Below are 24189 nucleotides of genomic sequence, written 5' to 3'. Positions count from 1 at the left end.
CCTGCGGCCCCCGGGCCGTCACATCACCAATTGAACCACTTTAAAGAATCCATCAATGATACAGCCCCTGCTTCAATACCCCGACCCCCGCATACGTCTTATTTCCGGTAATGTCCGTTTTTTCAATGAGACCCTCAAAGACATTATCGCAGATATGACCGACACGATGGAGGCCAACGGCCTCGACGCGCTCTCTGCGATCCAGATCGGCATCCAGTACAACGTCATCGTCCTCAAAGAGGAGGGGAAATATACCCCCTATATCAACGCCCGCTTCCTCAAAGAGCAGGGCAAGGCGGCCGCAGTGGAGCGTTCGACCTATTACGACTTTACGGCGGAAGTGGAGCGCTACACCTCCCTGACGGTCATCTACGAGGATGAGACGGGAGCGATGCATTCGCGTGACGTGGAGGGGGCGTTGGCACGGACCTTCCAGCACCAGCTCGACTACGCCTTCGGCAGCACCTTCGTCGACCGGGTCCCCCGCGCGGTCAAGGCACAGATCGACGCCTACCTTGAACACGGCCTCGTCAAAGAGAGCCGGATGCCCGGCGAAAAGAGCGGCAGCTGCCCGACGGTCTTCGTACGCGACTATATCAAGAAAGCCTACCGCCTGGTGATGCTGGGCGTCCTGCTCAGTTTCCTTGCACCCTTCATGCTCGAAGAACCGGCGGTACAGAGCGTAGCCCTCGCGGACCTTGGCGCCCTGGCCCTCATCTTCGTGCTGATCATCGCCTACTTTTTTTATGCCGAGTACGAGGCGAAAAAGTACAAGCAGTGCACCAGCTGCCAGACGGGCAACATCATCGGAACCTCCGCGATTGCCCTGGGGCAGCTGGCGCTGCTCGGCCTCGGCGTCGTCGCCTGGGTGGCGCCCTGATCCAACCGTTTCCCCCGATGTGCTAAAATCAATTTTTTTAATTTGAATATCGCAGGAGAAGCGTATGCCGTCCGTTCCGCAGCTTCAACGGGTTATTGACCGTTTCAAGGAGGCCAAGGCGACCATTCTGCAGCGCTGGGTCTCCTATGAGGCGGCCGGATCGGTGCTGCGGCGCCACGGGATCGAAACCGACTTTTTTATCCGCCAGTACGCCTCGGGGGTCTACGACTATTTCGAGATGGTCATCCGCGGCGAGATGCAGATCGGCGACTGCCCGGTCATGGCGGAACTGCTCGAATACCTCAAAGACCACGAGGTTACCTCCGACGAACTTTTTATGCTCTGCAGCCACTTCCGCCGTGCAATGGTGGATGTCTCCTACGAGATCGGCGTCAATTCGCAGGAGGTCTACGACGAGATCAGCTACGTCTTCGACCTCAACTTCTCCGGGGTGCTCAAACGCTATACCGAGACGATCTACCAGAAAGAGCGGGAGATCGAGCGCAACGTCAAACTGCTCGAGGAGTACCGCCGGGCCATCGACGAAAGCGCCATTGTCGCCAAAACGGATGCGCAGGGCATCATTACTTATGCCAATGAGAAACTGACACGCGTCTGCGGCTACAGCCAGGAAGAGCTTGTCGGCAGCTCCCATACCATGCTTTACGACCCTGAAATGCCGGGGAGCTTTTTCAGTCATCTGGCGGCGGCCATCAGCGAAGAGGGGGTCTTCAAAGGGACCATCAAGGGGCGGGCGAAAGAGGGGCGGACCTTCTATATCGATACGACGGTCGTGCCGATCACCGACACGCAAAGCGGGGTGACGGAGTACATGGCGATCAGTTACGAGGTCACCGACCTCGTCGTGGCCAAGGAGGAGGCGATCGCGGCGGGGGAGGCGAAGGAGTACTTCCTCTCCAACATGTCGCACGAGATCCGTACGCCGCTCAATGCCATCCTGGGGTTTGTGGCGCTGCTCAAGGATGAAGCGCAGACGGCCAAAGACCGCCGTTACCTCGATATTATCTACAGCAGCGGCGAGAACCTGCTGAGCATTATCAACGATATCCTCGATTTTTCCAAACTGCGCAGCGGCGAGTTCACCGTCGACCCCGTAGCCTTCAACCTGCACCGCACGATCACCCATACCCTGGAACTCTTCGTTCCCAGCGTCAACCAGCAGCATCTCACCCTCACAAGCTTCATCGATCCGCGCATCCCCTACGAGCTGATCGCCGATCCGCTGCGCATTCAGCAGGTGATCTCCAATTTGCTCGGCAATGCCATCAAGTTCACCCCGCCGGGCGGGGAGATCACGGTCGAGGCATACTACACCGACGGGCGGATCAGCATCAGCGTCATCGATACCGGGATCGGGATCGCGGCCAAAGATCAGCGTCACATCTTCGACCCCTTCTCCCAGGCGAGGAACGCGGACCATCCGGCCGCGGGCGGTACGGGGCTGGGACTCTCCATCAGCGCCCAGCTGGTGCGGCATATGGAGGGGGAGATCACGGTGCACTCGCATCCCGGGATCGGGAGTACCTTTACCATCGCGCTTCCCGTCCGCGTCGGGGATGAAACGCGCCCGCTGCTGACGGACCTGGAGTGTATCCGCACCAAACGGCTCGCACTCTACTGCCCCGAGCAGAAATTCGACCCGATGGCGGCGTCGCTCGTGCGCTATCTCCAGAGCTTCGGCGTGGAGATCACGGCGGTGGAGCAGCTTGACGGCAATTACGACCTCCTCTTTTTCTCGGAACACTGTATCGGAGCGCCGGAACGGGATGCACTGCTGAAAGAGGCCTCCCCCAAGGTGGTGTTGATGGATGCCCCCTATGACACCTATGAGAGTGTCAGCGGGGTGACCCCGCTCGTGATGCCGCTGTACTGCGCCAAACTGCAGGAAGTGATCGAAACGGCCCTGACGGGTGACGTCGAACCGGAGCCCAAACGGGACACAGCGGGGGTGCGTTTCGACGGCCACGTCCTGGTCGCCGAGGACAATGAGGCGAATCAGGAGCTGATCGGCACCCTGCTGGGGAACCTCGGGGTGACCTATACGATCGTCGGCAACGGGGCCGAGGCGCTCAAACGGTTCCGCTCTGAGGCGTTTGATCTCGTGTTGATGGACGAGCAGATGCCGGTCATGAACGGCCGGGACGCGGTGAGTGCGATCCGGCATATCGAGAGCCGGGAGCGGCGGCCGCACCTGCCGGTGATCGCCCTGACGGCCAACGTGCTGGGCGGGATCGAACAGCGGCGCATCTATGACGACTTCCTCGGAAAACCGATCCGAATGGAGACCCTGGTTGCTTCCCTCGAACGCTATCTTCCCCGCGCCGAAAGGGCCGATGCGGCGGAGGTGGCGCCTGAAGTGACGGTCCCGGAGCACAAAGAGCTGTGCGAGATTCTGCAGGTCACGGAGGCGCAGCTTCAGATGCTGCTCGGCGTCTACCGGGAGAAGATGATGCAGAGTTTCGGGGCGCTGGAGGAGGCGATCGCCGAGGGGGACCTCAAGCAGGTCGCCCTTTTGGCCCACTCGGTCAAAGGTTCAAGCAGCAATTTCCGTTTCGAGGCGATGACCCGGCTGGCCGAATCGATGGAGTGGGAAGCGCGCGGGGGAAACAGCGCGCTTGATTATGCCGGCGTGCTGAGTGAGATGCGGAACTGTTTCAATGCCTTCGTTGCGGAAAAAAGCTGATTCGTTTTGAAACATTTCATTATTTGGTGAATTTTGTTTTATGTGACATCTGTATGATAACTTTGTAATAAAGTCCTTTTTCACTATAATTATTTTTAATGCACTTTTGATGCACTGATCGAGCTTGTATAAGGGTGGGGATGGAAAGTTACAAAGTCATGATCGTCGAGGACGATCCCGTTACGGCGATGAACCTGCAGATCGCTTTGGAAAACCAGGGGTATGAGGTTGCTGCGACGGTCGATTCATCGATCCAGGCACCCAACAAGATCAAGGTATACGAACCCGACATCGTCTTGGTTGATATCAGTCTTCAAGAAGATGCGGACGGGATCGAACTGGCGAAGTATATCCGCGAGAAACACGCCCTTCCGTTCATCTACCTCACGGCCCACTCCGATGCCAACATCATCGACGAAGCAAAACAGACCGAACCTTACGGTTACATCGTCAAACCTTTCGACCCGGAATCGCTGCATGCGACGATCCAGATGGCGATGTACAAATACCATGTCGAAAAAGAGCGTGAAGAGAATATGGAGGGGCTTAAAAACGACAAGCTCAACCTCGAAAAGCTGCTCTACAACAAGAAGCTCTCCGACAAGCCGATCGTCCCGTTCGGTGACGACTATTACCTCGACATCAGCGTCTGCGAAACATTCTATCATGGCAAGAAGATCAAGCTGACGAAGAAAGAGAACGCTTTCATGCGCCTGCTGGTCGCCCAGCTGGGCCTTGTGGTCAGTTTCGACCAGGCGATCAACTACGTCTGGGAGGAGAAGGGGGCGACGGAGAACAGCGTGCGCACCCTGGTGTGGCGCCTGCGCAACAAACTGCCGACAGACATTATCCAGAACGCTTCGGGGATCGGTTACTATATCGAGGATTGAAGTTTAGGCGCGGGGCAGCGGTTCTTTAGAAGAACCACTGTGTCGTGACTTTGAAGCGTGTATCGGTGTAATCACCGAGATCTTTCCCGTAGGTGTCTTCCTGGAAGACGAGACCGACTTTGGTCGAGTTGCCTCTGAGGTACCAGTTCACCCCTGCCATTTTCGACTCGAGTTCCCAGTCCCCTTTCCCGTCGTATTTGTCCCAGTTTTCGTAGCGGACGAAGGGTGCGAGGTAATTGAGTGCTTCAATGACGTATTCCCCGGTGACGTACCAGCCGCTGGATTTACCGGTTTCGGCCTCGCCCCAGTTCTTGACGACGCCGTCGAACTGGAACCATTCCGCCTGCACAAAGGCGCCTTTGTAGTGTGCCGACATCTCGAGGTTGATCAGCTCGTGGTCGATGGTCTGTGAGACATTGCTGTCGGCATACTCGATGCCGGGGCTGTTCCAGTAGGAGGCGCCGATTTCGAAGTGCTTGCCTTTGCCGAAGTAGGTTTCGGTCCGCTTCGTCTCTTCCCAGCCGTCAAACGGAGAGAGGACGACCTTCCCGCCGTAGAAGAAGCTTTTCTGGTTGAAATCGTCCCCGTCGAAGCTGCTGCCGCCGGCGTCCTTGAACTTGCCGGAGTAGACACCGTCACCGAAGGCGACCTCGTAATAGATCTTCTTCTTCCAGTCCCCGTACATTTTCGCATTGGTCCCGCGGCGGTTGTGGGTGATGTACTGCGCCGCTTCATCCGCGACGTGCGGGCGGTCATAGTGCAGGACATAGGCTGATTTGACGGTCTCGGTACGGGACACGTCGATCTTGCCGCGGTAGAGGCGGAAGTTCACCAGGGATGTCCCGAAGGGCTTGCTGATCTTGAGGTATGCATCGCCGACATTGAACTTCTGCTCGCCGTCGTCCTGGTAGTTGGCCTTGTCGTTGCGGATATCCATTGTGAATGAGACGTTTTTGCTGAAGCCGGCAGCGGCTTCGAAACGCGTCCGGCGGAGGTAGGCGTCCCAGTTGTTGGTGTCGCTCTTCGCCGCGTCTTCATAATCACGCTGGTAGTTCTCGAACGTGCCCTGGATGCGGACCCCGAGTTTGAGCCACATGTCCGGGTTGTCCGACGCCGTGAACTTCATGTTCGGCGCGGTCTCCTGGCCCAGCAGGAATTCCGGGGAATCCTTTGCAATAACCGTCGTCTTCTCTCCGGACGTTTCAAGGGTGTTCGCATCGACGAACTCACCCATCTTGACACGGTTCTCGCCCGGCTGAGTAAAGACCTGTCCCGTCGTCGGATCACTGTAAAGCGTGGTGGCGTCGGCAGATGCGACCGTACTCAGTGTCAGTGCGGCAATCGTTGAGAGAACGATGTGTTTCATTGTTGTGCTTCCTCATTCATTAAGTTGTGTGAATTGTAAAGCAGCTTGGTTACATAAAGATTACAAAGCCGTATCCTTCTGTAACCATAGAGCAACGGTGGCGTAACCATAATGCGGCGTCCGGTGGGATGAACCGTATCCGGTCCAGTATAGCACACGGAGAATACCGGAAGTGACATGGTTTGGTGGTGTACGGCAGAGAGAAAAAGGTTGATTTAGCGTGGATGGAAGGGGGAACGGCGGCGCGGGGCCGCCGGATAAAGGCGCGTGTAACCGCCCGGATTATTTGATGTTCGTTGTCCAGTATTCGCGGATCATCTGTTTCGTGCTTTCGGGCAGCGGGATGTAACCGAGTTTCTTGGCGCTCTCGTCGCCCTGCTTGAAGGCGTAGTCATAGAAGGCGGTTACCTTCTTGTTCATGCCCGCCTTCTCTTTGGGCAGGAGGATGAAAGTGGCCGCGACGATCGGGTAGGAGGTGTCGCCCGGCTGGAGTGCCAGCAGCGCGTAGAAGTTGTCCTCTTTCGTCCAGCTGGCGTACTGTGCCGCCGCCTTGAAGTTCTCCTCGCGGGCCGTGACCCACTTGCCGTTCGCCGTCTGCAGCGTCGCGGCGGCGAGGTGGTTCTTCTCTTTGTAGGCGCTTTCGATGTAACCGATGGTGAAAGGCGTCTGTTTGAGGAGGTTGGAAACCCCTTCGTTGCCTTTGCCGCCCATACCGACGGCCCAGTCGATCGCCTTGCCGGCACCGTAGGTGTTCGCCCAGTTCTCGGAGCTCTTTGTCAGGTAATAGGTAAAGTTGTACGTCGTGCCTGATCCGTCGGAACGGTGGACGACGATGATCTTTTCGTTCGGGAGCGCCAGCCCTTTGTTCTCGGCGGCGATCGCCGGGTCGTTCCACATCGTGATCTTGCCGGCGAAGATGTCGGCGACCAGAGTGTTGGAGAGTTTGAGCGCTTCGTCGGCGATGCCCGGAAGGTTGTACGAGACGACGATCGCCCCGATCACGGCCGGGAACTGGAGCAGTTTCGCCTTGGTCAGCTCCTTGGTCGTGAGCGGCTTGTCGGAGGCACCGAAGTCGACGATACGGTTCGTGATCTGCTTGATCCCGCCGCCGGAACCGATGGACTGGTAGTTGACACGGCTGCGGGTCTCTTTGCCGTAGTTGAAAGCCCAGTCATAATAGAGCGGGGCGGGGAATGAAGCGCCCGCGCCGCTGATCTTGTCGGCTGCAGATGCAGAGGCCAGTGCAAGCGATGCAAGTGTCAGGGCAGTTGCGATGCGTTTGAACATAAACGATCCTTCGTGTTGTGATGGCCGAATTGTAGAATCGCACGGTTACAAAATGATTACACTCCATTTTCCGGGCGGCGGGGATTGTAACCTTTATGTTACCTAGCCCCCGTATAATCCCGCCCGTCATTTATTTATAAAACACGGCTGCCGCGGCCCGGGGATACCGGCACGCTAAGGAGTTGTGTTACACTATCTGAAATAAAGTAAGGATGAGCATGCTTCCACGCTACGAAACAAAGTTGCGCGAGATACAGGGGATGGTCGCCGAGATCATTCATAAAGAGGTCACAGCAAACCGTATGGCCCTCGAGGCGTACAGCGCCAAGAATGCGGACGGTTTCGAAGCAGCGACGGAAACATTGAAGATGATCGAGAGCGACGGCAACACCGTCGACAACGAGATCGTGAAGACCTTTGCGCTGTTCGGTCCGGAGGCCCAGGAGCTCCGCGGGCTCGTGGCCTACCTCAAGATGACCAACGAACTGGTCCGCATCGCCGAGGGGACGAAAAAATATGCCCGCCGCATCCGTGAACTGATGCAGACCGATTGCAACCTCGAACCTTTCGACAACGCCATTATCCAGCTGCACAAGAGCGTCGTCAACGCCTTAACCAGCATCTATGAGTGCGTGTCAAAGATCGACTCCTGCGATGTCGAGGAGACCTACCGGAAAGTGATGGTCGAAGAGAGCAAAAACGACGACCTCTTCGCGATCCTCGAAAAAGATATCATGTCCCTGATCATCTCCGAGCATGAGCTCTCCGCATCGTATGTTCGGATGCTGGGGACGCTGCGCAAGCTCGAACGGGTCTGTGACCGTGCCGTCAACGTTGCCAACCTGCTGATGTTCGAACACAAAGGCGGGAAACTTCAGAGCTATTGAATAAGGGAGTGGGAAACGCGATGCAAACGACGATAGTCATTGTTGAGGATGAAGAGGACCTTCTCGAACTCATCGAGTACAATCTGGAGAAAGAGGGGTTTGAGACGATCGGATTCCTGAACACGAAAAACGTCCGCCGCGTGCTCGAGGAGGAGTCGGTCGACCTGATGATCATGGACCGGAACCTGCCCGGTGCGGAGGGGAGCGAATTCGTCGCGGGGCTGCGCAAGGAGGGGATCCAGACCCCGGTCATCTACCTCAGTGCCAAAAACAAAGAGAGTGACATCGAAGAGGGGTTCATGCGCGGCGGGGACGACTATATGACCAAGCCCTTCAATATGAAAGAGCTGCTGCTGCGCATCAATGCCGTGCTTCGCCGGACCAAGGGCAGCCCTTCCGAGGGGGTCGTCGCCTACCGGGACATCCTGCTCAACCTCGCCTCGCGGGAGGTGACCATCGAGGGGAGCCCCGTCACGCTCACCAAGCTCGAATTCGACCTGCTGCATACGCTAATCTCCAACCAGAACGTCGTCCTCGACCGGGACTACCTGCTTGAACATGTCTGGGGAGGCGATGAGGTGTACCAGGACCGCACGGTCAACGTCGCGATCAACCGCCTCAAAGAGAAGATCGACCCGGACAAGAGCAAAGAGTACATCAAAACGGTACGCGGAGTAGGGTACACACTTTGCTGAAAATCCACCACTCTTTCGTACTCCAGTTCCTCGGCATCTTCGCGCTGATGGGGGTTATTGCCTCGTTTGTGGGTTACTTTACCCTCAAAGAGTCCGTCATCAGCGACTACGAGGTACGTCTCAAGCAGGAGATCGGGCTGATCGAGTCCACCCTGCATTACGTTCCCAGCCTTGACGCCTATATTGCGGAGACGGCACCGCGGATCGGCAAACGCATTACCGTGATTGCCTCCGACGGCACGGTGGCCGCAGAGAGCGATGCCAACCGTGAAGAGATGGAGAACCATGCCAACCGCGAAGAGGTCATGGCCGCCGCCAAAGGGGAGTTCGGCCAGGCCGTCCGCTTCTCCCATACTATCGGCATCGATTTTCTTTACGTGGCCAAGCGCATCGTCTGGCAGGGGCGCTCTTATACGCTGCGCATCGCCGTCAGTCTGCAGAAGGTGCTCGACGACTTCTATAAGCTGCTCTACCGGCTGGCGGGCGTCCTGGCCCTGCTGCTGCTCGTCGTAGTTTACCTCGCGGTGCGGATGAGCCGCAAGATCCGGTACGACATCGCCCAGCTTTCGGCCTACCTCGAAGAGATCAGCGACAAGAACTACAAGGCGGTCGTCAAACCGCGCTATTTCACCGAGTTCCTGCAGATCTCGCTGCTGCTCAAGAACCTTGTCAAGAAGCTGGCCAAGCGGGAGCGGCAGAAGCGCAAGTACACGGCGCGGCTGCGCCTCATCAACAAGCAGCGCAACGATATCCTCTCGGCGATCAGCCACGAGTTCAAGAACCCGATTGCCTCGATCGTCGGTTACGCGGAGACGCTCCATGACGATCCGGAAATCGACGGCCGGATCCGGCAGCGCTTCTTGCAGAAGATCACGGCCAACGCCCAGAAGATCTCGACGATGCTCGACCGCCTGTCGCTCTCCGTCAAGCTCGAGAACAACGACCTGGCCCCGGCGAAGAGCCGGTTCGACCTCTGCGACCTGGCGACCGAGTGTGCAAACAATATCGGGAAAAAGTACACCGACCGGACCCTGGACGTCTCCTGTCCCCCCAGCAGCGTCGAAGCGGACCGCACGATGATCGACCTGGTCGTCACGAACCTGCTCGATAACGCGATGAAATACTCCGAAGGTGCGGTGACACTGGAGATCGTGGACGGGATGCTCTGGGTCCATGACCGGGGGATCGGCATCGCCGCAAAGGAGCTTGACCGTATCAGCAGCAAGTTCTACCGTGTCGACAAGAACACCTGGGACAATTCGATGGGACTGGGGCTCTCCATCGTCAGCTACATCCTGGCCCTGCACAACACGAAGCTTCAGATCAGCAGCGTGGAAGGGGAGGGCTCCTCGTTCGGATTCAGCCTCGCCCCCCTCCTGCCGGGTGCCGCTTCGGATACCGCGCCGGCAGCCGACGTCCCACTGCTCTGAAGCCCCTTGCCTGCGGGCTTTACCGCCTATATGTAATGTTTCTGTAACCTTTGTAGCTTACCATTGCGCCCACCATATTAAGGGCATCTAAGCCCGATGAAGAGAGAGAAGTTTGACACTACTGATTGACAAACTGTTTGCGAACGCGACCCGCTTTGTCGCGGTGGCTATTTTGCTGCTCGTCGCCTGGATTTTTACGGTGCTTTTTCAGCACTCCACAGAGGCGATCGCCGCGTTCGGGTTCGATTTCATCCTCCAGGACAAATGGGCGCCGAACCTGGAAAAATTCGGCGGGTTCGCCGCGATTGCCGGTTCGGTCATCTCGACTTTCCTGGCGATGCTGTTCGCGGTCCCGGTCGCGATCGGGGTGGCGATATTTTTGAGCGAGATCGCCCCGGCGAAACTCAAATCCCCCGTCGGGGTCTCCATCGAGCTGCTGGCGGCGATCCCCTCGGTTATCTACGGGATGTGGGGGCTTTTCTATTTCGTGCCCATCATCCGGGACATTTTCGGGGGACTCGGCATCGGGATGCTTACCGCGGGGATCATCCTCGCGATCATGATCCTGCCGTTCATGGCGGCGGTCACCCGCGACGCGATGAACACGACGCCCGACATCCTCAAAGAGTCGGCATACGCCCTGGGGGCGACGAAGTGGGACGTCATCAAGGATGTCGTCATCCCTTACGCCAAGGCGGGGATCATCGGTTCGCTGATCCTGGCCCTGGGCCGTGCCGTCGGCGAGACGATGGCCGTCACCTTCGTCATGGGGAACGTGCACAAGATCTCGCTGGACATTACCGCGCCGGCGACGTCGATTCCCGTCACCCTTGCCAATGAGTTCACGGAGGCCGATACGGATCTCTACTTCTCGAGCCTCTTCGAACTGGCGCTGATCCTGATGGTGATGAGCTTCGTCATCATCGCGCTGGCCAAGTTCTATTTTCTGCGCCGTACAAGGAAAGTGAAATGACCGCGATTGAAAAACGCCTGCTCGTCAACAAGATCGTTCTCGGGCTTTCGAGCCTCTCGGCCCTGATCGGGATCGGGTTTCTCTTCTGGATCCTCTACGTCCTCGTCGCCAACGGCATCGACGCCATCAACTGGAACATCTTCATCTTCGAAGGGGCGCCTCCTGGCTACGAGGAGAGCGGTCTGCGGCAGGCACTGATCGGCCAGCTGATCCTGGTCGGTGTGGCGACCGCCGTCGGCGTGCCCCTGGGCATCCTGGCCGGGACCTACCTCAGCGAGTACGGGCAGAAGTCGAAGCTCGCGGAGATCATCCGCGACATCTCCGACATCATGATGAGTGCGCCGAGTATCGTTATCGGCTCTTTCGTTTACGCCATCATCGTCCTGCCGATGGGCCATTTCAGCGGCTGGGCCGGCGTCGTGGCGCTGGCGATCATCATGATCCCGATCATTCTGCGCACGACGGACGATATGCTGCAGCTGGTCCCCTCGACCCTGCGCGAGGCGGCCTTCGCCCTGGGCGCACCGAAGTACAAGGTGATCATGCAGGTCGTCTACCGCGGTGCGAAAGCGGGGGTCCTCACCGGTGTCCTGCTGGGGATCGCCCGTGTAGGCGGGGAGACGGCACCGCTGCTCTTTACGTCGTTCAACGACAACTTCCTCAACTACGATCTCAGCGAGCCGATGGCGTCGCTGACCGTGACGATGTTCAACTACGCGACCAGCCCCTATGAGGACTGGCAGAAGATGGGATGGGCCGCGGCGTTCATCCTCTCGATGTTCATTCTCGGCCTCAACATTCTGGGCCGTCTGATCCTACTCAAGAAAAAAGGGAGATAGCCTATGGCGACCGTAATCGACATTCCGTCCGAGAAGGCGATCGAAGTCAACAATTTCAGTTTTACCTATGCCGGTGCCACGTCACCGAACCTCAAAAACATCTCCATGCCGATCGCGAAAAACGCGGTGACGGCCCTGATCGGGCCTTCGGGCTGCGGGAAGACGACCCTGCTGCGCTCGTTCAACCGCATGCACGACCTCTACCCGGGGAACCAGTATGACGGCAAGATCATGTTCGAAGGGCGCAATATCGTCGAGAGCAAAGAGGACCTGATCAACCTGCGCATCAAGATCGGGATGATCTTCCAGAAACCGACGGCGTTCCCGATGAGCATCTTCGACAACATCGCCTACGGCATGCGCCTGCAGGGACTCAAAAACAAGACGGAGCTCGCCGACCGCGTCGAGAAGGCGCTGCGCGACGCCGCGATCTGGGACGAGGTCAAGGACCGCCTCAAGCACGATGCGAATGGTCTCTCCGGCGGCCAGCAGCAGCGCCTCTGTATCGCCCGTGCCATCGCCGTCGAGCCGGACGTCCTGCTCTTCGACGAACCGACCTCGGCGCTCGACCCCATCTCCACCCAGGGGATCGAGAAGCTCGTCATGGAGCTGCGCGACCGCGTCACGATCATCATCGTCACGCACAACATGCAGCAGGCGGCCCGGGTCAGCGACTATACGGGCTTCATGTACCTGGGCGAGCTGATTGAGCTGAACAAGACCGACGAGATGTTCGTCACCCCGGCGGAAAAACTGACCCAGGAGTACATCAGCGGCAAGTTCGGCTGATCATCTTCTTCAGCAGAGAGCTCACACCCCGCGGGTACTTCTTCCAGGGCGCGCGCAGTTGAACTGCGCTTTCTTTCGTTTAACTTCTTTTCTAAAATATATTTTTTGATTTTATTGCTGTTGTCTACGGTGCGGGCGCACCGGTTAGCGGATCATGTAGCCGATGCCGCGGACGGTTTTGATGTAGTCTTTGCTTTTGTCCGGGTCGATCTTCTCTTTGAGGCGGTTGATGGCGACGTTGACCGTGCGCCCCTGGTAGCTGTCGCTTTTCCCCCAGACGCTTTTGAGAAGGTAGTCGCGCCGCAGCACGGTGGTGCGGTTCTCGATAAAGGTACGCAGCAGGTTGAACTCCAGTTTGGTCAGTTCGACGGGCATGCCGGCGATGAAGGCTTCGCGCGAATGCAGGTGCAGCTCGATGTCGCGGTAGGTGACGATCTGCTCCTCTTCCTCGCCGCGGGTGCGGCGCAGGACCGCTTTGATCCGCAGGATCAGCTCATCGATTTCAAATGGCTTGGTGATGTAGTCGTCGCCGCCCCGGAGAAACCCCTCCTGCACCTGGGCACTGCCGTCTTTGGCCGAGAGGAAGATCACCGGGGTTTTCAGCCCCTGGTAGCGCAGCATCGCGATATATTCGCTTCCCTCGACATCGGGAAGGTTACGGTCCATGAGGATCAGGTCGACCGGCTCTTCGGTCAGGACCTGCTTGACATTTTTCGTATTGGTGAAACCGACAACGTCGAAGCCCTCTTTGCCCAGTCTGTATTCCAGGAGCTCAAGAAGATCAGTATCGTCTTCAACGATGGCAATCGTAGCTTTCATAGCTTGTACCTTGTGCAAATTAATGTTTATAGCACGGAACCTTATTAAAAGGACATTACGTTTCGGTTACATAAACAATACTCCCCCACCAAAACAATGTAATCATTCAGTGATCTTGCTGTGCAGGGGCTGTAACAAAACAATTTTACACTTCCGCCATCTTTTACATACGGAGAACATTTATGGCCCTTTCACAAAACACATCCGCAATCGCCCTGAGCGCTGCGACAGCCATTCTTCTGACTTTCTCAGGCTGCGGCGGCGGCGGCGGCAGTACAGGAACCACTGTCAACACCGATACGAACACGACAACAGATACGAATACGACGACAACAAGCACGCTTCTTTACGATGGTGCGGGCGCGGCGGACATCGAGGCACGTTACACAGCGAACGATTCTACTTACAGTGCAGTACCGGCTCCGGCATACGATGCTGCGAACATCAGCGTACTGACCGGCGACATCACGGTTGACACGACGCTGACGGCGGACAAGCAGTGGGACGTTCAGGGCCTGGTCAAAGTTAAAAACGGCGCGACGCTGACGGTTGAGCCGGGTACGGTTGTCTTCGGTGACGCCGGTGCGAACTACATCGTCATCACACAGGGTTCCAAGATCATCGCAGACGGTACAAAAGCCGATCCGATTATCTTTACTTCCAAGGCTGCACTGCAGGATCCTTCAACGGCTGACGTCGGCCAGTGGGGCGGTCTGACCGTTCTGGGTGCGGCACCGACAAACCACGCCAGCCCGTTCTACGAGGTTGACGAGACGGATGCGGATTTCGCATTCGGTAACGCGGTAGCGGGTGCAGGTGATGCGAACGACAACAGCGGTATCCTGCGCAACGTTTACATCATGAACTCCGGTTACACGGTCGCAACAGACCTCGAGATCAACGGTCTTTCACTGGCAGGTGTCGGTGCAGGTACACTGATCGACGATGTTACGGTTATCAACTCCTCTGACGACTGTATCGAGATCTGGGGCGGTACGGTTGACGTGAGCAACCTGGCGATGATCAACTGCCAGGACGACAGCTTCGACCTTGACTACGGTTACAGCGGTCACGCGACGAACATCTTCGTCCAGCAGAAAGAGATTGCTCATGCTGGTTTCGAGATCTCCAGTGGCGGTGACACTCCGATGACGACGGCGAAGATCTCCAACTTCTCCATCAACAAGGTCAACGGAAGCGACGAGGGCGGTATCTACATCAAAGACGATACAACGGCTCCGGCATTCGTCAACGGCCTGATCAGCACGCTCGGTGCAACGGACGCGGCTTTCCATACGAAGAAACTCTTCTCGGCGACACAGAAAGCGGTCATCGCATTTAACGATGTAACCGTACGTGCGGAAACGCTCTACGACGGTGCCGGTGCAGCGGACATCGAGACGCGTTATACAGCCAACGATTCTACTTACAGTGCAGTGCCGGCTCCGGCATACGATGCGGCGAACGTCATGGCTCTGACCGGCGACATCACGGTTGACACGACGCTGACGGCGGACAAGCAGTGGGACGTTCAGGGCCTGGTTAAAGTCAAGAACGGTGCAACGCTGACAGTCGAAGCGGGTACGGTTGTCTTCGGTGACGCCGGTGCGAACTACATCGTCATCACACAGGGTTCCAAGATCATCGCCGACGGTACGAAAGCCGATCCGATCATCTTTACTTCCAAGACGGCACTGCTCAGCCCGGCGGCAGGAGACGTCGGCCAGTGGGGCGGTCTGACCGTTCTGGGTGCGGCACCGACAAACCACGCCAGCCCGTTCTACGAGGTTGACGAGACGGATGCAGATTTCGCATTCGGTAACGCGGTAGCGGGTGCAGGTGATGCGAACGACAACAGCGGTATCCTGCGCAACGTTTACATCATGAACTCCGGTTACACGGTCGCAACAGACCTCGAGATCAACGGTCTTTCACTGGCAGGTGTCGGTGCGGGCACTATTGTCGACGATGTCACGGTCATCAACTCTTCCGATGACTGTATCGAGATCTGGGGCGGTACGGTAGACGTCAGCAACCTGGCGATGATCAACTGCCAGGATGACAGCTTTGACCTTGACTACGGTTACAGCGGTCATGCAACGAACATCTTTGTCCAGCAGAAAGAGATTGCTCATGCTGGTTTCGAAATCTCCAGTGGCGGTGACACTCCGATGACCATGGCGAAGATCTCCAACTTCTCCATCAACAAGGTCAACGGAAGCGACGAAGGCGGTATCTACATCAAAGACGATACGACGGCTCCGGCATTCGTCAACGGTCTGATCAGCAGACTCACCGACACGGATGCAGCCTTCCATACGAAGAAGCTCTTCTCAACATTACAAAAAGCGACTATCAGCTTCAAAGATGTTACTGCAAAGTAACCTTTGAGCCCTCCGGGAGCCCCTGCAGGGGTTTCCCGGCCCCTTTCTTCCCCTTTTTCCCTCCCATTTATCTCAAAATGTTTCCGTAATGTTACCTAACGGTGACGATGACGTAACGCAAACTCTGTACCCTTCGCCTATCTTTTTTATGTGGGGTATGTATGGTACCGAATACGATAAAACTCTGGCTGGCCGGTTCGCTGATCGCAGCGTCAACACTCGCAGCAAGCACCGAAGAAAACATGGCGGCTTCCTTGATGAAGCTGCGTGCAGAAGTCGAACAACTGAACACGCAGATTCAGGAAGAAAAAGATGACACGAAAGCGACAATGCGTTCGCTCGTCATCGAAAAGAATGAACTCGACGCAACGATCGGGCGCGAAAACCTGAAGATCAAGCAGATCGAGCAGGAGATCGAGAAGGTCCGCAAGCAGATCACGGCGGCAAGCAAGAACAGCGAAGGGATCAAACCCGTTGTCGTTGCCGCCATCGCCGACCTCAAAGCGCAGATCGCTTCCGAGATTCCTTTCAAAACGGCAGAGCGCCTCGACGATGTTACGCGGATCGAGACACAGATGAACGAAGGGCTTATCACGCCGCAGAAGGCACTGGCCCAGGTCTGGAACAGCTACGCGGATGAAGTGCGTATGAGCAAGGAGAACGCCCTGTTCAAGCAGACGATCAAGCTCGACGGTGAAGACCGCCTGGCAGAGATCGCGCGTCTGGGCAGCATCATGATGTTCTTCAGAACACCGGACGACCGTGTCGGCTATGCGGCCAAAGACGCCAACGGCTGGTTCTATAAAGAGTCCGTCAGCAAGACCGAACAAGAGCAGATCATCGCGCTGTTTGACGCGATGCAAAAACAGATCCGCACCGGCTACTTTACCCTGCCGAATGCCATTGCGACGACGGAGGTGAAATAATGAAACGTATTGTCCTTATCCTGATGATGGCGGTACTTTCCCTCTCCGCCGCGACAGAAACAGAACTGCAGCGCGCCTATGCCAAAGAGTTCGCGTTCCTTAAAGCCCAGAAAGAGATGCTCCAGAAGCGCCTTTCACAGGTGAAAAAAGAGGATGCGGCCCGTATCGCGTCCGCGAAAAATGAGATCGCGTCACTGCAGAACGAGGTTCTGGTCAAAACACAGAGCTCCGACCGTCTGGCCGAGCAGCTTTTCCGCTCCCAGCAGAATGCGGAGAGCATCAGCGACGATACGGCACTGCTTGAGTCCGTGGCACTGCAGGGACAATCCTCCCTCGCCCCGTACGGCATCAAGCTGGCGATCGACAAAGAAGATTACCCGACGACCCTGCAGCAGCTTTTTGCATCGACGCTGACACTCGGCCGTGAACTCTCATCTGTCCGCGTGACCGAGGGGAGCTTCTACCTCAAAGACGGTACGGAGCAGAAAGGCAAGCTTGTCATGGTCGGTAACATCGCGACTTACGGCGTTGCCGAAGGCGCATCCGGCGTCCTGGTACCGGCAGGCGGCGACAAGCTGAAACTGTGGGATGCCCCGGCATCTGCAGCGACAGCGGCGGCACTGGCCCAGGGAGAGACACCGGCATCGCTTGAGATCTTCGTCTATGAGAACGTCTCCAAAGAGGTTGAGGACAAAACGGAAAAAGGACTGATGGATGTCATCGAGTCCGGCGGCGTCATCGGCTGGGTCATCGTGGTCATGGGCCTCTTTGCGTTCCTGCTCGTCGTCCTGCGCAGCTTCTTCCTCAGCGGCGCCGCGTCCAAAACGCTGCCGGTCGCCAAAGAGACACTGGTCGAGCTCAAATCCAAAGGGGTTGAAGCGACACTGGAATTCCTAAAAAGCCGCAAAGGGGCAGCAGCCCGCGTCATGAAGGCGACGGTCCGTAACCTTGACCGCGACCGCGAGCATATCGAGGATATCGTCGCCGAAGCCATCATGCACGAAAGCGAACGCCTCGACCGTTACGGCTCGGCCATCATGGTCGTCGCCGCCGTCGCACCGCTGCTGGGTCTTCTGGGTACGGTTACCGGGATGATCGCAACCTTCGACATCATCACCGAGTTCGGTACGGGTGATCCGAAACTGCTCTCCGGCGGTATCTCGATCGCGCTCGTTACCACGGAGCTGGGTCTGATCGTGGCGATCCCGCTGCTGCTGCTGGGCAATATGCTCAACGGCTGGGCGGAGCGTATCAAAGACGGTATGGAGCAGTCTGCGCTGCACCTGATCAACGAGTATAACAAGCTGAAGTAATGCAACCGGCACTTCAAAACCTTTTCGGCCAGTTCGATGTCTACATGCAGAGCGGCGGCTTTGTCATGTGGCCGCTGTTCGTCCTGGTCATCGTCCTGTGGTATGCGCTGGGCTACCGTTTCCACGCCATCAAGCGCGGATCGGAAAAAAGCGTCCGCGTTCTGATCCGTAAATTCGATTCGGGCAAGCGCGAAATCCCCCGCGGGCTCATTGACGGCGCCGTCGTCGATGCGCTCAAGATCACTAATGAGGGCTACCGCGGTACGGTCGGACGCGAACTGATCGAGGACGCGTTCTACCCCTACCGCCAGGAGCTGAAAAAATACCGCAAGACGGTCAATACGATCGTCATGGTCGCCCCGCTGATCGGGCTTCTGGGTACGGTTGCCGGGATGATCGAGACCTTCGATTCGCTCGGCAGCATGACGCTTTACAGCCAGGGCGGCGGGATCGCCGCCGGTATTTCGCAGGCGCTCTTTACGACGCAGCTGGGGCTCGTCGTCGCCGTACCGGGCCTGGTCATCGGCCGTCTGATCGACCGCCGCTCGAAGATCATGGAACTCGAACTGGAACAGATCAAAGACATCGTCTGTTCCGAAGAAGAAGGAAAATAAATGCGTTTTAGACAGAAAAAAGAGCTGGATCAGGCCGTCGATATCTCGCCGCTGATCGACATGGTATTCATTCTGCTGATCTTTTTCATGGTCAGTACGACCTTTGTCAAAGACATGAAGCTCGACCTTGAACGTCCGGGGGCCTCGTCGGCTTCACGGGCATCAAGCAAGGTGATCAAGGTCTACCTCGACAACCAGGCACAGGCGTATATCGACAACCAGCCCATCAAAGTCTGGGCGCTCCAGAGCAAACTGCGGGATATGCTGCGCACCTCTACGGAGAAGTCCGTGCTCGTCGTGACCGATGACACGATCGCCGTGGAAAAACTGATCGAAGTCGTCGACCAGTGCCGCCTCTCCGGTGCCAAAGACGTCGCGGTCGCCACGAAAAAAGAGGTCGGTTAAGGTGCGTACCGCTTCCCCGCTGAAAAAGCATGCGCTCGCACTGCTGTGGAGCGTCTTCGGTCTCTTTTTCGTCTTTATCGTCGTGATCGAGATGAACAACGAGGGGGCGACGGAACCGCCGAAGAAGAAGATGGCCTCGGCGCAGTTCGATATGCAAAAAGTTGCCAAACCGAAACCGAAGCCCAAACCGAAGCCGAAGCCGAAACCGAAAAAGGTGAAGCCCAAGCGCGCCGCCCCGGCACCGGATCTGAGCTCACAGCTCTCCGGCCTCGATACGGGCCTCGAAGCGTTCCAGGCGGATGACCTGCTCAGCGACGATGCGCTGCTCGGCGATGTCGGCAAGGATATGGTCATGACCGACGATACGGTCGACCAGGCGCCGCAGCCCTCCCGCCGCACGCCGATCGAGTATCCGAAGAAGGCGCGCAAGATGGGAATCACGGGCTACGTGCTGATGAACCTGCTGATCAACAAGCAGGGGCGTGTCGAGAAGGTCAAGGTGCTCGAGAGCGACCCGGCCGACACCTTTGATGATGTTGCCGTCGCCGCCGTCAAGAGCTGGGAGTTCAAACCGGCGCAGTACCAGGGCGAACCGGTCAAAGTATGGGCGAAGCAGAAGATCCGCTTCGACCTCAATTAAGGAGGAGAACCGATGAAACAGATACTGATTGTTATGGCATTGGTCGGGGCTCTCTCCGTCTCACTGGCTGCCAAAACCGATGATGTCGATTATGTCGAACTGGGGGCGATGATGCTGCGCGACGGTCACGTTGAACGTGCCGGCGATGCCCTGAATATGGTCGATCTCAACGATACCGAGACCGACCTGCCGCGCTACTACATGCTCAAGGGTCTGGTGGAAACGAAGCAGAGCCTCTATAAAGAGGCCAATGCGGATTTCTACAAGTCCATCGAGCTGAACGAGGATACGAACGCGTCCAAACCGCTCTACCTCTATATCGCCCAGAACAGTTTCAAGCTCAAAGAGTACAAAGGGTGTATCGCGGCGCTGGACAAGGTCCCCGACCTTATGGCCCAGAACCCGAAACTCTTCGGTCTCAAGGCGGAGTGTTATTGGCGTGAAGGCGACAAAGACAGGGCGATGGCGGTGCTGCGCGATGTGAACAGCCGTTTCCCGGAGTACTGGGACGCCTACAAGCAGCGCTTTTACTACCTCGTCTCCCTGGGGCTTTACCAGGCGGCGCTGGAAGATGCGCAGATCTATCTGGCCAATGCCAAGGCGAACGAGACGATCCTGATCAACTTCATCAACGCCCTGCGCCAGAGCGGCCAGACGGACAAGGCGATCGAACTCGCCGAAACGGCGAACCTGCGCTACCCGAGCAGTGCGAAGGTGACGGTGATGCTTGCGCACCTCTACCTTGACAAGGAGATGATCGGTGCCGCGGCGGAGCTTTTCAACGAAGCCTCCATCGAGGACGGGAAGTACACCAACGAATCGGCGGAGATGTACCGCCGTGCGCGTGATTACGTTATGGCGCTGCTCAAAAACACGCAGATGCTCGATACGAAAGAGAAGTACAAGCAGCGGATCGCGATCTTCCTGGAGTACGGCGACTATGAGCGTATCATCGTGACCCGCCAGGCGATGGCGCGCAGCGGCCTGATGGAAGAGGAGAGCATGCGTTACGCGCTCGCATACGCCTACTATATGGAGGGTGAATTCGAACAGACCGAAGCGCTGCTCGAGACCCTGACGCAGCCGGATCTCTTTTCCAAGGCGGTCGAACTGCGCAAGAAGATGGAAAAATGCAAAAACAATATCTGGGAGTGCCAGCAATGATGCGTATACTTTTTTTGGTAACCTGGCTGACCATGAGCCTCTTCGCCGCGGGCGGAGAGCTTTCACTCTACGTGCTCAAAGACGGCAAACCGCTGCCGGAACAGCAGGTCGTTATCCTCGAACTGCCTTCCGATACGGAAAACGGGGCTGCGGCATCGGAGATGTTCGGCGCCGAATGGATGACGGATGCGCAGGGCTACCTGACCACGGCAATGCCCGAAGGGCGCTACCAGCTCCAGCTGCTGGCGACGGACAACGGGACGCCCCAGGCCTTCGTCAAAAAGAACTTCGTGATCGCGCCGGGCAAACAGACCCAGATCATCCTGTCGCTCAAGACGGACAATACGCTCTCCTTCGCGGACGTCGAAGCCCCGGCCGACCTGGCCACGGAAGCGGACACCAAGAAGAGTGTCGCGCGCGTCAACGGTACGGTGGCGCTGACACTGCTCTCCGGCGAAGATGAGAAACCGGTTGCGGGTGCCCGTGTCTTCGTGCCGGGCGTGAAGGTCAACGCCGTTTCGGATGCGGCCGGTCATATCGTGATCGACCTGCCGGAGGGGAACCAGACGCTCTCAATCATCCACACCAGCTACTCTTCGCAGAACATCAAAGTGACGGTCCTGCCCAAAGAGATGGTCAGCCGTACGGTCGAGCTGAGCCCGGCGGCGATGGAACTCGAAGAGTTCGTCGTCCTGGCGCCGCAGGTCGAGGGGAGTATCGCGGCCGTCATGGCGGAGGTCCGCAACAGCGAGACGATCGCGAACGTGATCGGTTCCGCGCAGATGTCGAAGCAGGGGGACTCCAACGCGGCGAGCGCCCTGAAACGTGTCCCGGGGATTACGATTATCGGCGGCAAGTACATCTATGTCCGCGGTCTGGGTGACCGTTACTCGAACACCGAGCTCAACGGGATGTCGCTGCCCTCACCGAACCCGATCAAACGGACGGTCCCGCTGGACATGTTCCCCAGCATGGTCATCGGGAGCCTGCAGGTCCAGAAGACCTTCACCCCGGACATCACCGGTGCGTTCGGCGGCGGCTACGTCAACGTGCGGACCAAGTCGAACGTCGATGAGGACCATGCCAGCATCAAGCTGGGGATCAATGCCCATGACAGCGCCGGGAAGGATGCGACCACGTATGAGGGTGCTTCCTCTGACTGGACGGGCTATGACCACAGTTTCCGCCCTTTCCCGGGCGGGTTCAACAGTGCATCCCTGCCGACGGTAGGATCGACACCGCCGACACTCAACTATACGGACGCGGAGCTGCGCTCCATGCTGCAGCGCCGTGACGTCAACGCGCAGTCGACGACGGTGCCTTACGGCGGCGAAGTGCAGGTCGAGTTCGGCAAACAGTATACGATCGCCGACGAGCACGAGCTGAGCCTGCTGGCCTCCTACGGCTACAAGGGCGAATCCAGCCTGCGTACCTACACATCTTACGACTACCTCGTCTCCCGTGACGGGGTACAGACGCCGACGCCGGACAACACCGCGACGAACGACATGCTGCAGACGACGATCCAGCACGGCGGGATTATCAGCCTGGGGTACCAGTTCCGCAACCTGGATCTGCAGTATACGAAACTCTTCGTGCTCAATACGCTCGACCAGACCCGTGACGTCAACGGGACGTTCGGCGAGAACAACTCCAAAGAGCACCAGTACTATTTCGAATGGCAGGAGCGCGAGCTCAACATCGATCAGCTCAGCGGCGGCCTTGACTACAAGCTGTGGGTCGACAACCGTTTCGATTTCGGCGCGGAGCTTGCCCAGGCGAGCGAATACGTTCCCAACGATGTCTATTACAACTACAAACAGTACTTCTCGACGCAGCCGTACGTCTTTGCACGTCCGGACAGCATGCTGAGCTACAGCCACCGTACGACGGACGACAAGCTTTACAACGTCTATGCGAAGAACCGTACCCAGGTGCCGATGCTCAGCGACGAGGACTACCTCGAAGCCGGGATCGTCACTGAGCATAAAGAGCGTGAAGGGCGCCGGGTCGACCTGCAGATGCAGAGTAACATCAAAGACCTCGGTGTCAGCTCCGGTCCGATCAACGGCATTATCAACTACGGCGACGGTTCGGACCTGGACTTCTCGCTGACCTCACTGCCCAGAGACCAGTACAATGCGGAGCTCGACCGCAACGCCTACTATGTCAAAGGGATGATCAAACCGACGGAGGCGATGGATATCACCTTCGGCGGACGCTACGTGGATCTGCGCCAGACGGTGGAGCAGTATCAGGTCGATAACAACATCATCGTCCTGACGCCGAACACGCTGAAGTTCAACAAAGTCCTCCCGAGCCTCGGGATGACCTACCGCCTCGACGACAGCAACCAGTTCCGTCTGGCCTATTCGGAGACCTTCATCTACCCGGACTTCCGTGAGTTCGTCAATGCCGAGTTCATGCACCCGCTCTACCTGGCGAAAGTCGCGGGGAACCCGGACCTGATCGAGACGGATATCCAGAGCATCGATGCGCGCTACGAATACTATATGAACGAGACGGACGCCCTGACGGCGGCGCTGTTCTACAAGCACATGGACAACCCGATCGAGGATACCCGCGCCTTCACGACGGGTACCCTGCCGCGCTTCTCCTTCGACAACTCCAAGGCGGCGGAGCTGGCGGGGATCGAGCTGAGCTGGAACAAGCACCTCGATTTCATCGATTCGTCTCTTGAGGACGTCAGTTTCGGCGGGAACTACACCTATATCTACTCCAAGGTGGAGCTGACGCCGGAACAGCAAGCGAAGTTCGTGACCCAGGACCGCGGTCTGCAGGGGCTTTCACCGCAGGTGCTCAACCTCTCGCTCACCTACGACGACCCGAACACGCGTTCGGTCAACCTCTCGTACAACAAGATGGCCCGCCGTCTGATGCGCGTCGCACTGAAAAACGGCGACGTTATCCTCGGGCTGGACGATTACGAGATCCCGCCGCACCTGCTCGATTTCACCTGGATCGAGAAGTTCGAGGTCGATGCGCTCAATACGACGCTGGACCTGACTTTCAAAGTCAAGAACCTCCTCGACGACGAAACGGTCTGGGAGCAGGGAAGCCAGACGACCTTCAAGTATAAAACAGGCCGCTCCTACTCACTCTCGGTACGCGCAACCTTCTGATGGCGGCGGCAAAAGCCGCTGCTTTATCCCCCCTCAAGCCC

20 protein-coding genes are annotated in these 24189 nt (G+C 57.5%); 17 read left to right on the top strand and 3 right to left on the bottom strand.

Annotated features, from left to right (window positions below):
* Positions 1 to 55: 55 nt before the first annotated feature.
* The 3 genes from WCX49_RS10270 (at position 56) to WCX49_RS10260 (ending at position 4474) form a co-directional block, all read left to right on the top strand.
* The gene (locus tag WCX49_RS10270) at positions 56 to 880 is read left to right on the top strand and encodes a peptide deformylase (protein WP_345984996.1); all 825 of its coding nucleotides are present in this window, start codon (positions 56 to 58) and stop codon (positions 878 to 880) included.
* Positions 881 to 944: 64 nt separating this feature from the next.
* Positions 945 to 3584, top strand: coding sequence for an ATP-binding protein (locus WCX49_RS10265; protein ID WP_345984995.1), 2640 nt, complete (start codon positions 945 to 947; stop codon positions 3582 to 3584).
* A gap of 140 nt (positions 3585 to 3724) precedes the next feature.
* Positions 3725 to 4474 (top strand): response regulator, encoded by a 750-nt coding sequence (locus tag WCX49_RS10260; RefSeq protein WP_345984994.1) that lies wholly within the window; start codon positions 3725 to 3727, stop codon positions 4472 to 4474.
* Between the two features lie 25 nt (positions 4475 to 4499).
* Here the strand turns inward: WCX49_RS10260 and WCX49_RS10255 are convergent, their stop codons facing one another.
* Both WCX49_RS10255 and pstS read right to left on the bottom strand, forming a co-directional pair.
* Complete coding sequence (locus tag WCX49_RS10255) at positions 4500 to 5840, bottom strand: hypothetical protein (RefSeq protein ID WP_345984993.1); 1341 nt, start codon at positions 5838 to 5840, stop codon at positions 4500 to 4502.
* Between the two features lie 282 nt (positions 5841 to 6122).
* Positions 6123 to 7127, bottom strand: coding sequence for a phosphate ABC transporter substrate-binding protein PstS (pstS, locus tag WCX49_RS10250; protein ID WP_345984992.1), 1005 nt, complete (start codon positions 7125 to 7127; stop codon positions 6123 to 6125).
* Positions 7128 to 7345: 218 nt separating this feature from the next.
* Here pstS and WCX49_RS10245 point away from each other — a divergent pair, with 218 nt between their 5' ends.
* The 6 genes from WCX49_RS10245 (at position 7346) to pstB (ending at position 12740) form a co-directional block, all read left to right on the top strand.
* Positions 7346 to 8014 (top strand): PhoU domain-containing protein, encoded by a 669-nt coding sequence (locus tag WCX49_RS10245; RefSeq protein ID WP_345984991.1) that lies wholly within the window; start codon positions 7346 to 7348, stop codon positions 8012 to 8014.
* A gap of 20 nt (positions 8015 to 8034) precedes the next feature.
* Positions 8035 to 8709, top strand: a complete 675-nt coding sequence (locus WCX49_RS10240) for a response regulator transcription factor (protein ID WP_345984990.1) — start codon at positions 8035 to 8037, stop codon at positions 8707 to 8709.
* On the top strand, positions 8703 to 10139 hold the full coding sequence (locus WCX49_RS10235; protein WP_345984989.1) for an ATP-binding protein: 1437 nt from the start codon (positions 8703 to 8705) through the stop codon (positions 10137 to 10139). The genes WCX49_RS10240 and WCX49_RS10235 overlap by 7 nt, the downstream gene beginning before the upstream one ends.
* Before the next feature lie 112 nt (positions 10140 to 10251).
* Positions 10252 to 11112, top strand: coding sequence for a phosphate ABC transporter permease subunit PstC (gene pstC / locus WCX49_RS10230; protein WP_345984988.1), 861 nt, complete (start codon positions 10252 to 10254; stop codon positions 11110 to 11112).
* The gene (gene pstA, locus WCX49_RS10225) at positions 11109 to 11951 is read left to right on the top strand and encodes a phosphate ABC transporter permease PstA (protein WP_345984987.1); all 843 of its coding nucleotides are present in this window, start codon (positions 11109 to 11111) and stop codon (positions 11949 to 11951) included. Before pstC ends, pstA begins: the two co-directional genes overlap by 4 nt.
* Positions 11952 to 11954: 3 nt before the next feature.
* Positions 11955 to 12740: a phosphate ABC transporter ATP-binding protein PstB gene (gene pstB, locus WCX49_RS10220; RefSeq protein ID WP_345984986.1), complete on the top strand. Its 786-nt coding sequence runs from the start codon at positions 11955 to 11957 to the stop codon at positions 12738 to 12740.
* 144 nt (positions 12741 to 12884) lie between these two features.
* Here pstB and WCX49_RS10215 read toward each other — a convergent pair whose 3' ends face one another.
* Complete coding sequence (locus tag WCX49_RS10215) at positions 12885 to 13559, bottom strand: response regulator transcription factor (RefSeq protein ID WP_345984985.1); 675 nt, start codon at positions 13557 to 13559, stop codon at positions 12885 to 12887.
* 182 nt (positions 13560 to 13741) lie between these two features.
* Between WCX49_RS10215 and WCX49_RS10210 the strand changes: the two genes are divergently transcribed.
* The 8 genes from WCX49_RS10210 to WCX49_RS10175 all read left to right on the top strand — a co-directional run bounded on the left by WCX49_RS10210 (position 13742) and on the right by WCX49_RS10175 (position 24148).
* The gene (locus WCX49_RS10210) at positions 13742 to 15943 is read left to right on the top strand and encodes a hypothetical protein (protein WP_345984984.1); all 2202 of its coding nucleotides are present in this window, start codon (positions 13742 to 13744) and stop codon (positions 15941 to 15943) included.
* Positions 15944 to 16104: 161 nt separating this feature from the next.
* Positions 16105 to 16869 (top strand): DUF3450 family protein, encoded by a 765-nt coding sequence (locus WCX49_RS10205; protein ID WP_345984983.1) that lies wholly within the window; start codon positions 16105 to 16107, stop codon positions 16867 to 16869.
* On the top strand, positions 16869 to 18182 hold the full coding sequence (locus WCX49_RS10200; protein ID WP_345984982.1) for a MotA/TolQ/ExbB proton channel family protein: 1314 nt from the start codon (positions 16869 to 16871) through the stop codon (positions 18180 to 18182). Before WCX49_RS10205 ends, WCX49_RS10200 begins: the two co-directional genes overlap by 1 nt.
* A complete protein-coding gene (locus WCX49_RS10195) occupies positions 18182 to 18796 on the top strand; it encodes a MotA/TolQ/ExbB proton channel family protein (RefSeq protein ID WP_345984981.1) in 615 nt (204 codons plus the stop codon). Before WCX49_RS10200 ends, WCX49_RS10195 begins: the two co-directional genes overlap by 1 nt.
* Complete coding sequence (locus WCX49_RS10190) at positions 18797 to 19201, top strand: biopolymer transporter ExbD (RefSeq protein WP_345984980.1); 405 nt, start codon at positions 18797 to 18799, stop codon at positions 19199 to 19201.
* A gap of 1 nt (position 19202) precedes the next feature.
* A complete protein-coding gene (locus WCX49_RS10185) occupies positions 19203 to 19841 on the top strand; it encodes an energy transducer TonB (RefSeq protein WP_345984979.1) in 639 nt (212 codons plus the stop codon).
* Positions 19842 to 19853: 12 nt separating this feature from the next.
* Positions 19854 to 21005: a tetratricopeptide repeat protein gene (locus WCX49_RS10180; protein ID WP_345984978.1), complete on the top strand. Its 1152-nt coding sequence runs from the start codon at positions 19854 to 19856 to the stop codon at positions 21003 to 21005.
* Positions 21002 to 24148, top strand: a complete 3147-nt coding sequence (locus tag WCX49_RS10175; protein WP_345984977.1) for a TonB-dependent receptor — start codon at positions 21002 to 21004, stop codon at positions 24146 to 24148. The genes WCX49_RS10180 and WCX49_RS10175 overlap by 4 nt, the downstream gene beginning before the upstream one ends.
* The last annotated feature ends 41 nt before the right edge of the window (positions 24149 to 24189 follow it).

It is taken from the genome of Sulfurimonas sp. HSL-1656 (genome assembly GCF_039645585.1).
GTDB classification, from domain to species: Bacteria; Campylobacterota; Campylobacteria; order Campylobacterales; family Sulfurimonadaceae; genus Thiomicrolovo; species Thiomicrolovo subterrani.
Note: the sequence above shows the minus strand (reverse complement) of the source record. Positions and strands in the feature narration are given on the sequence as shown.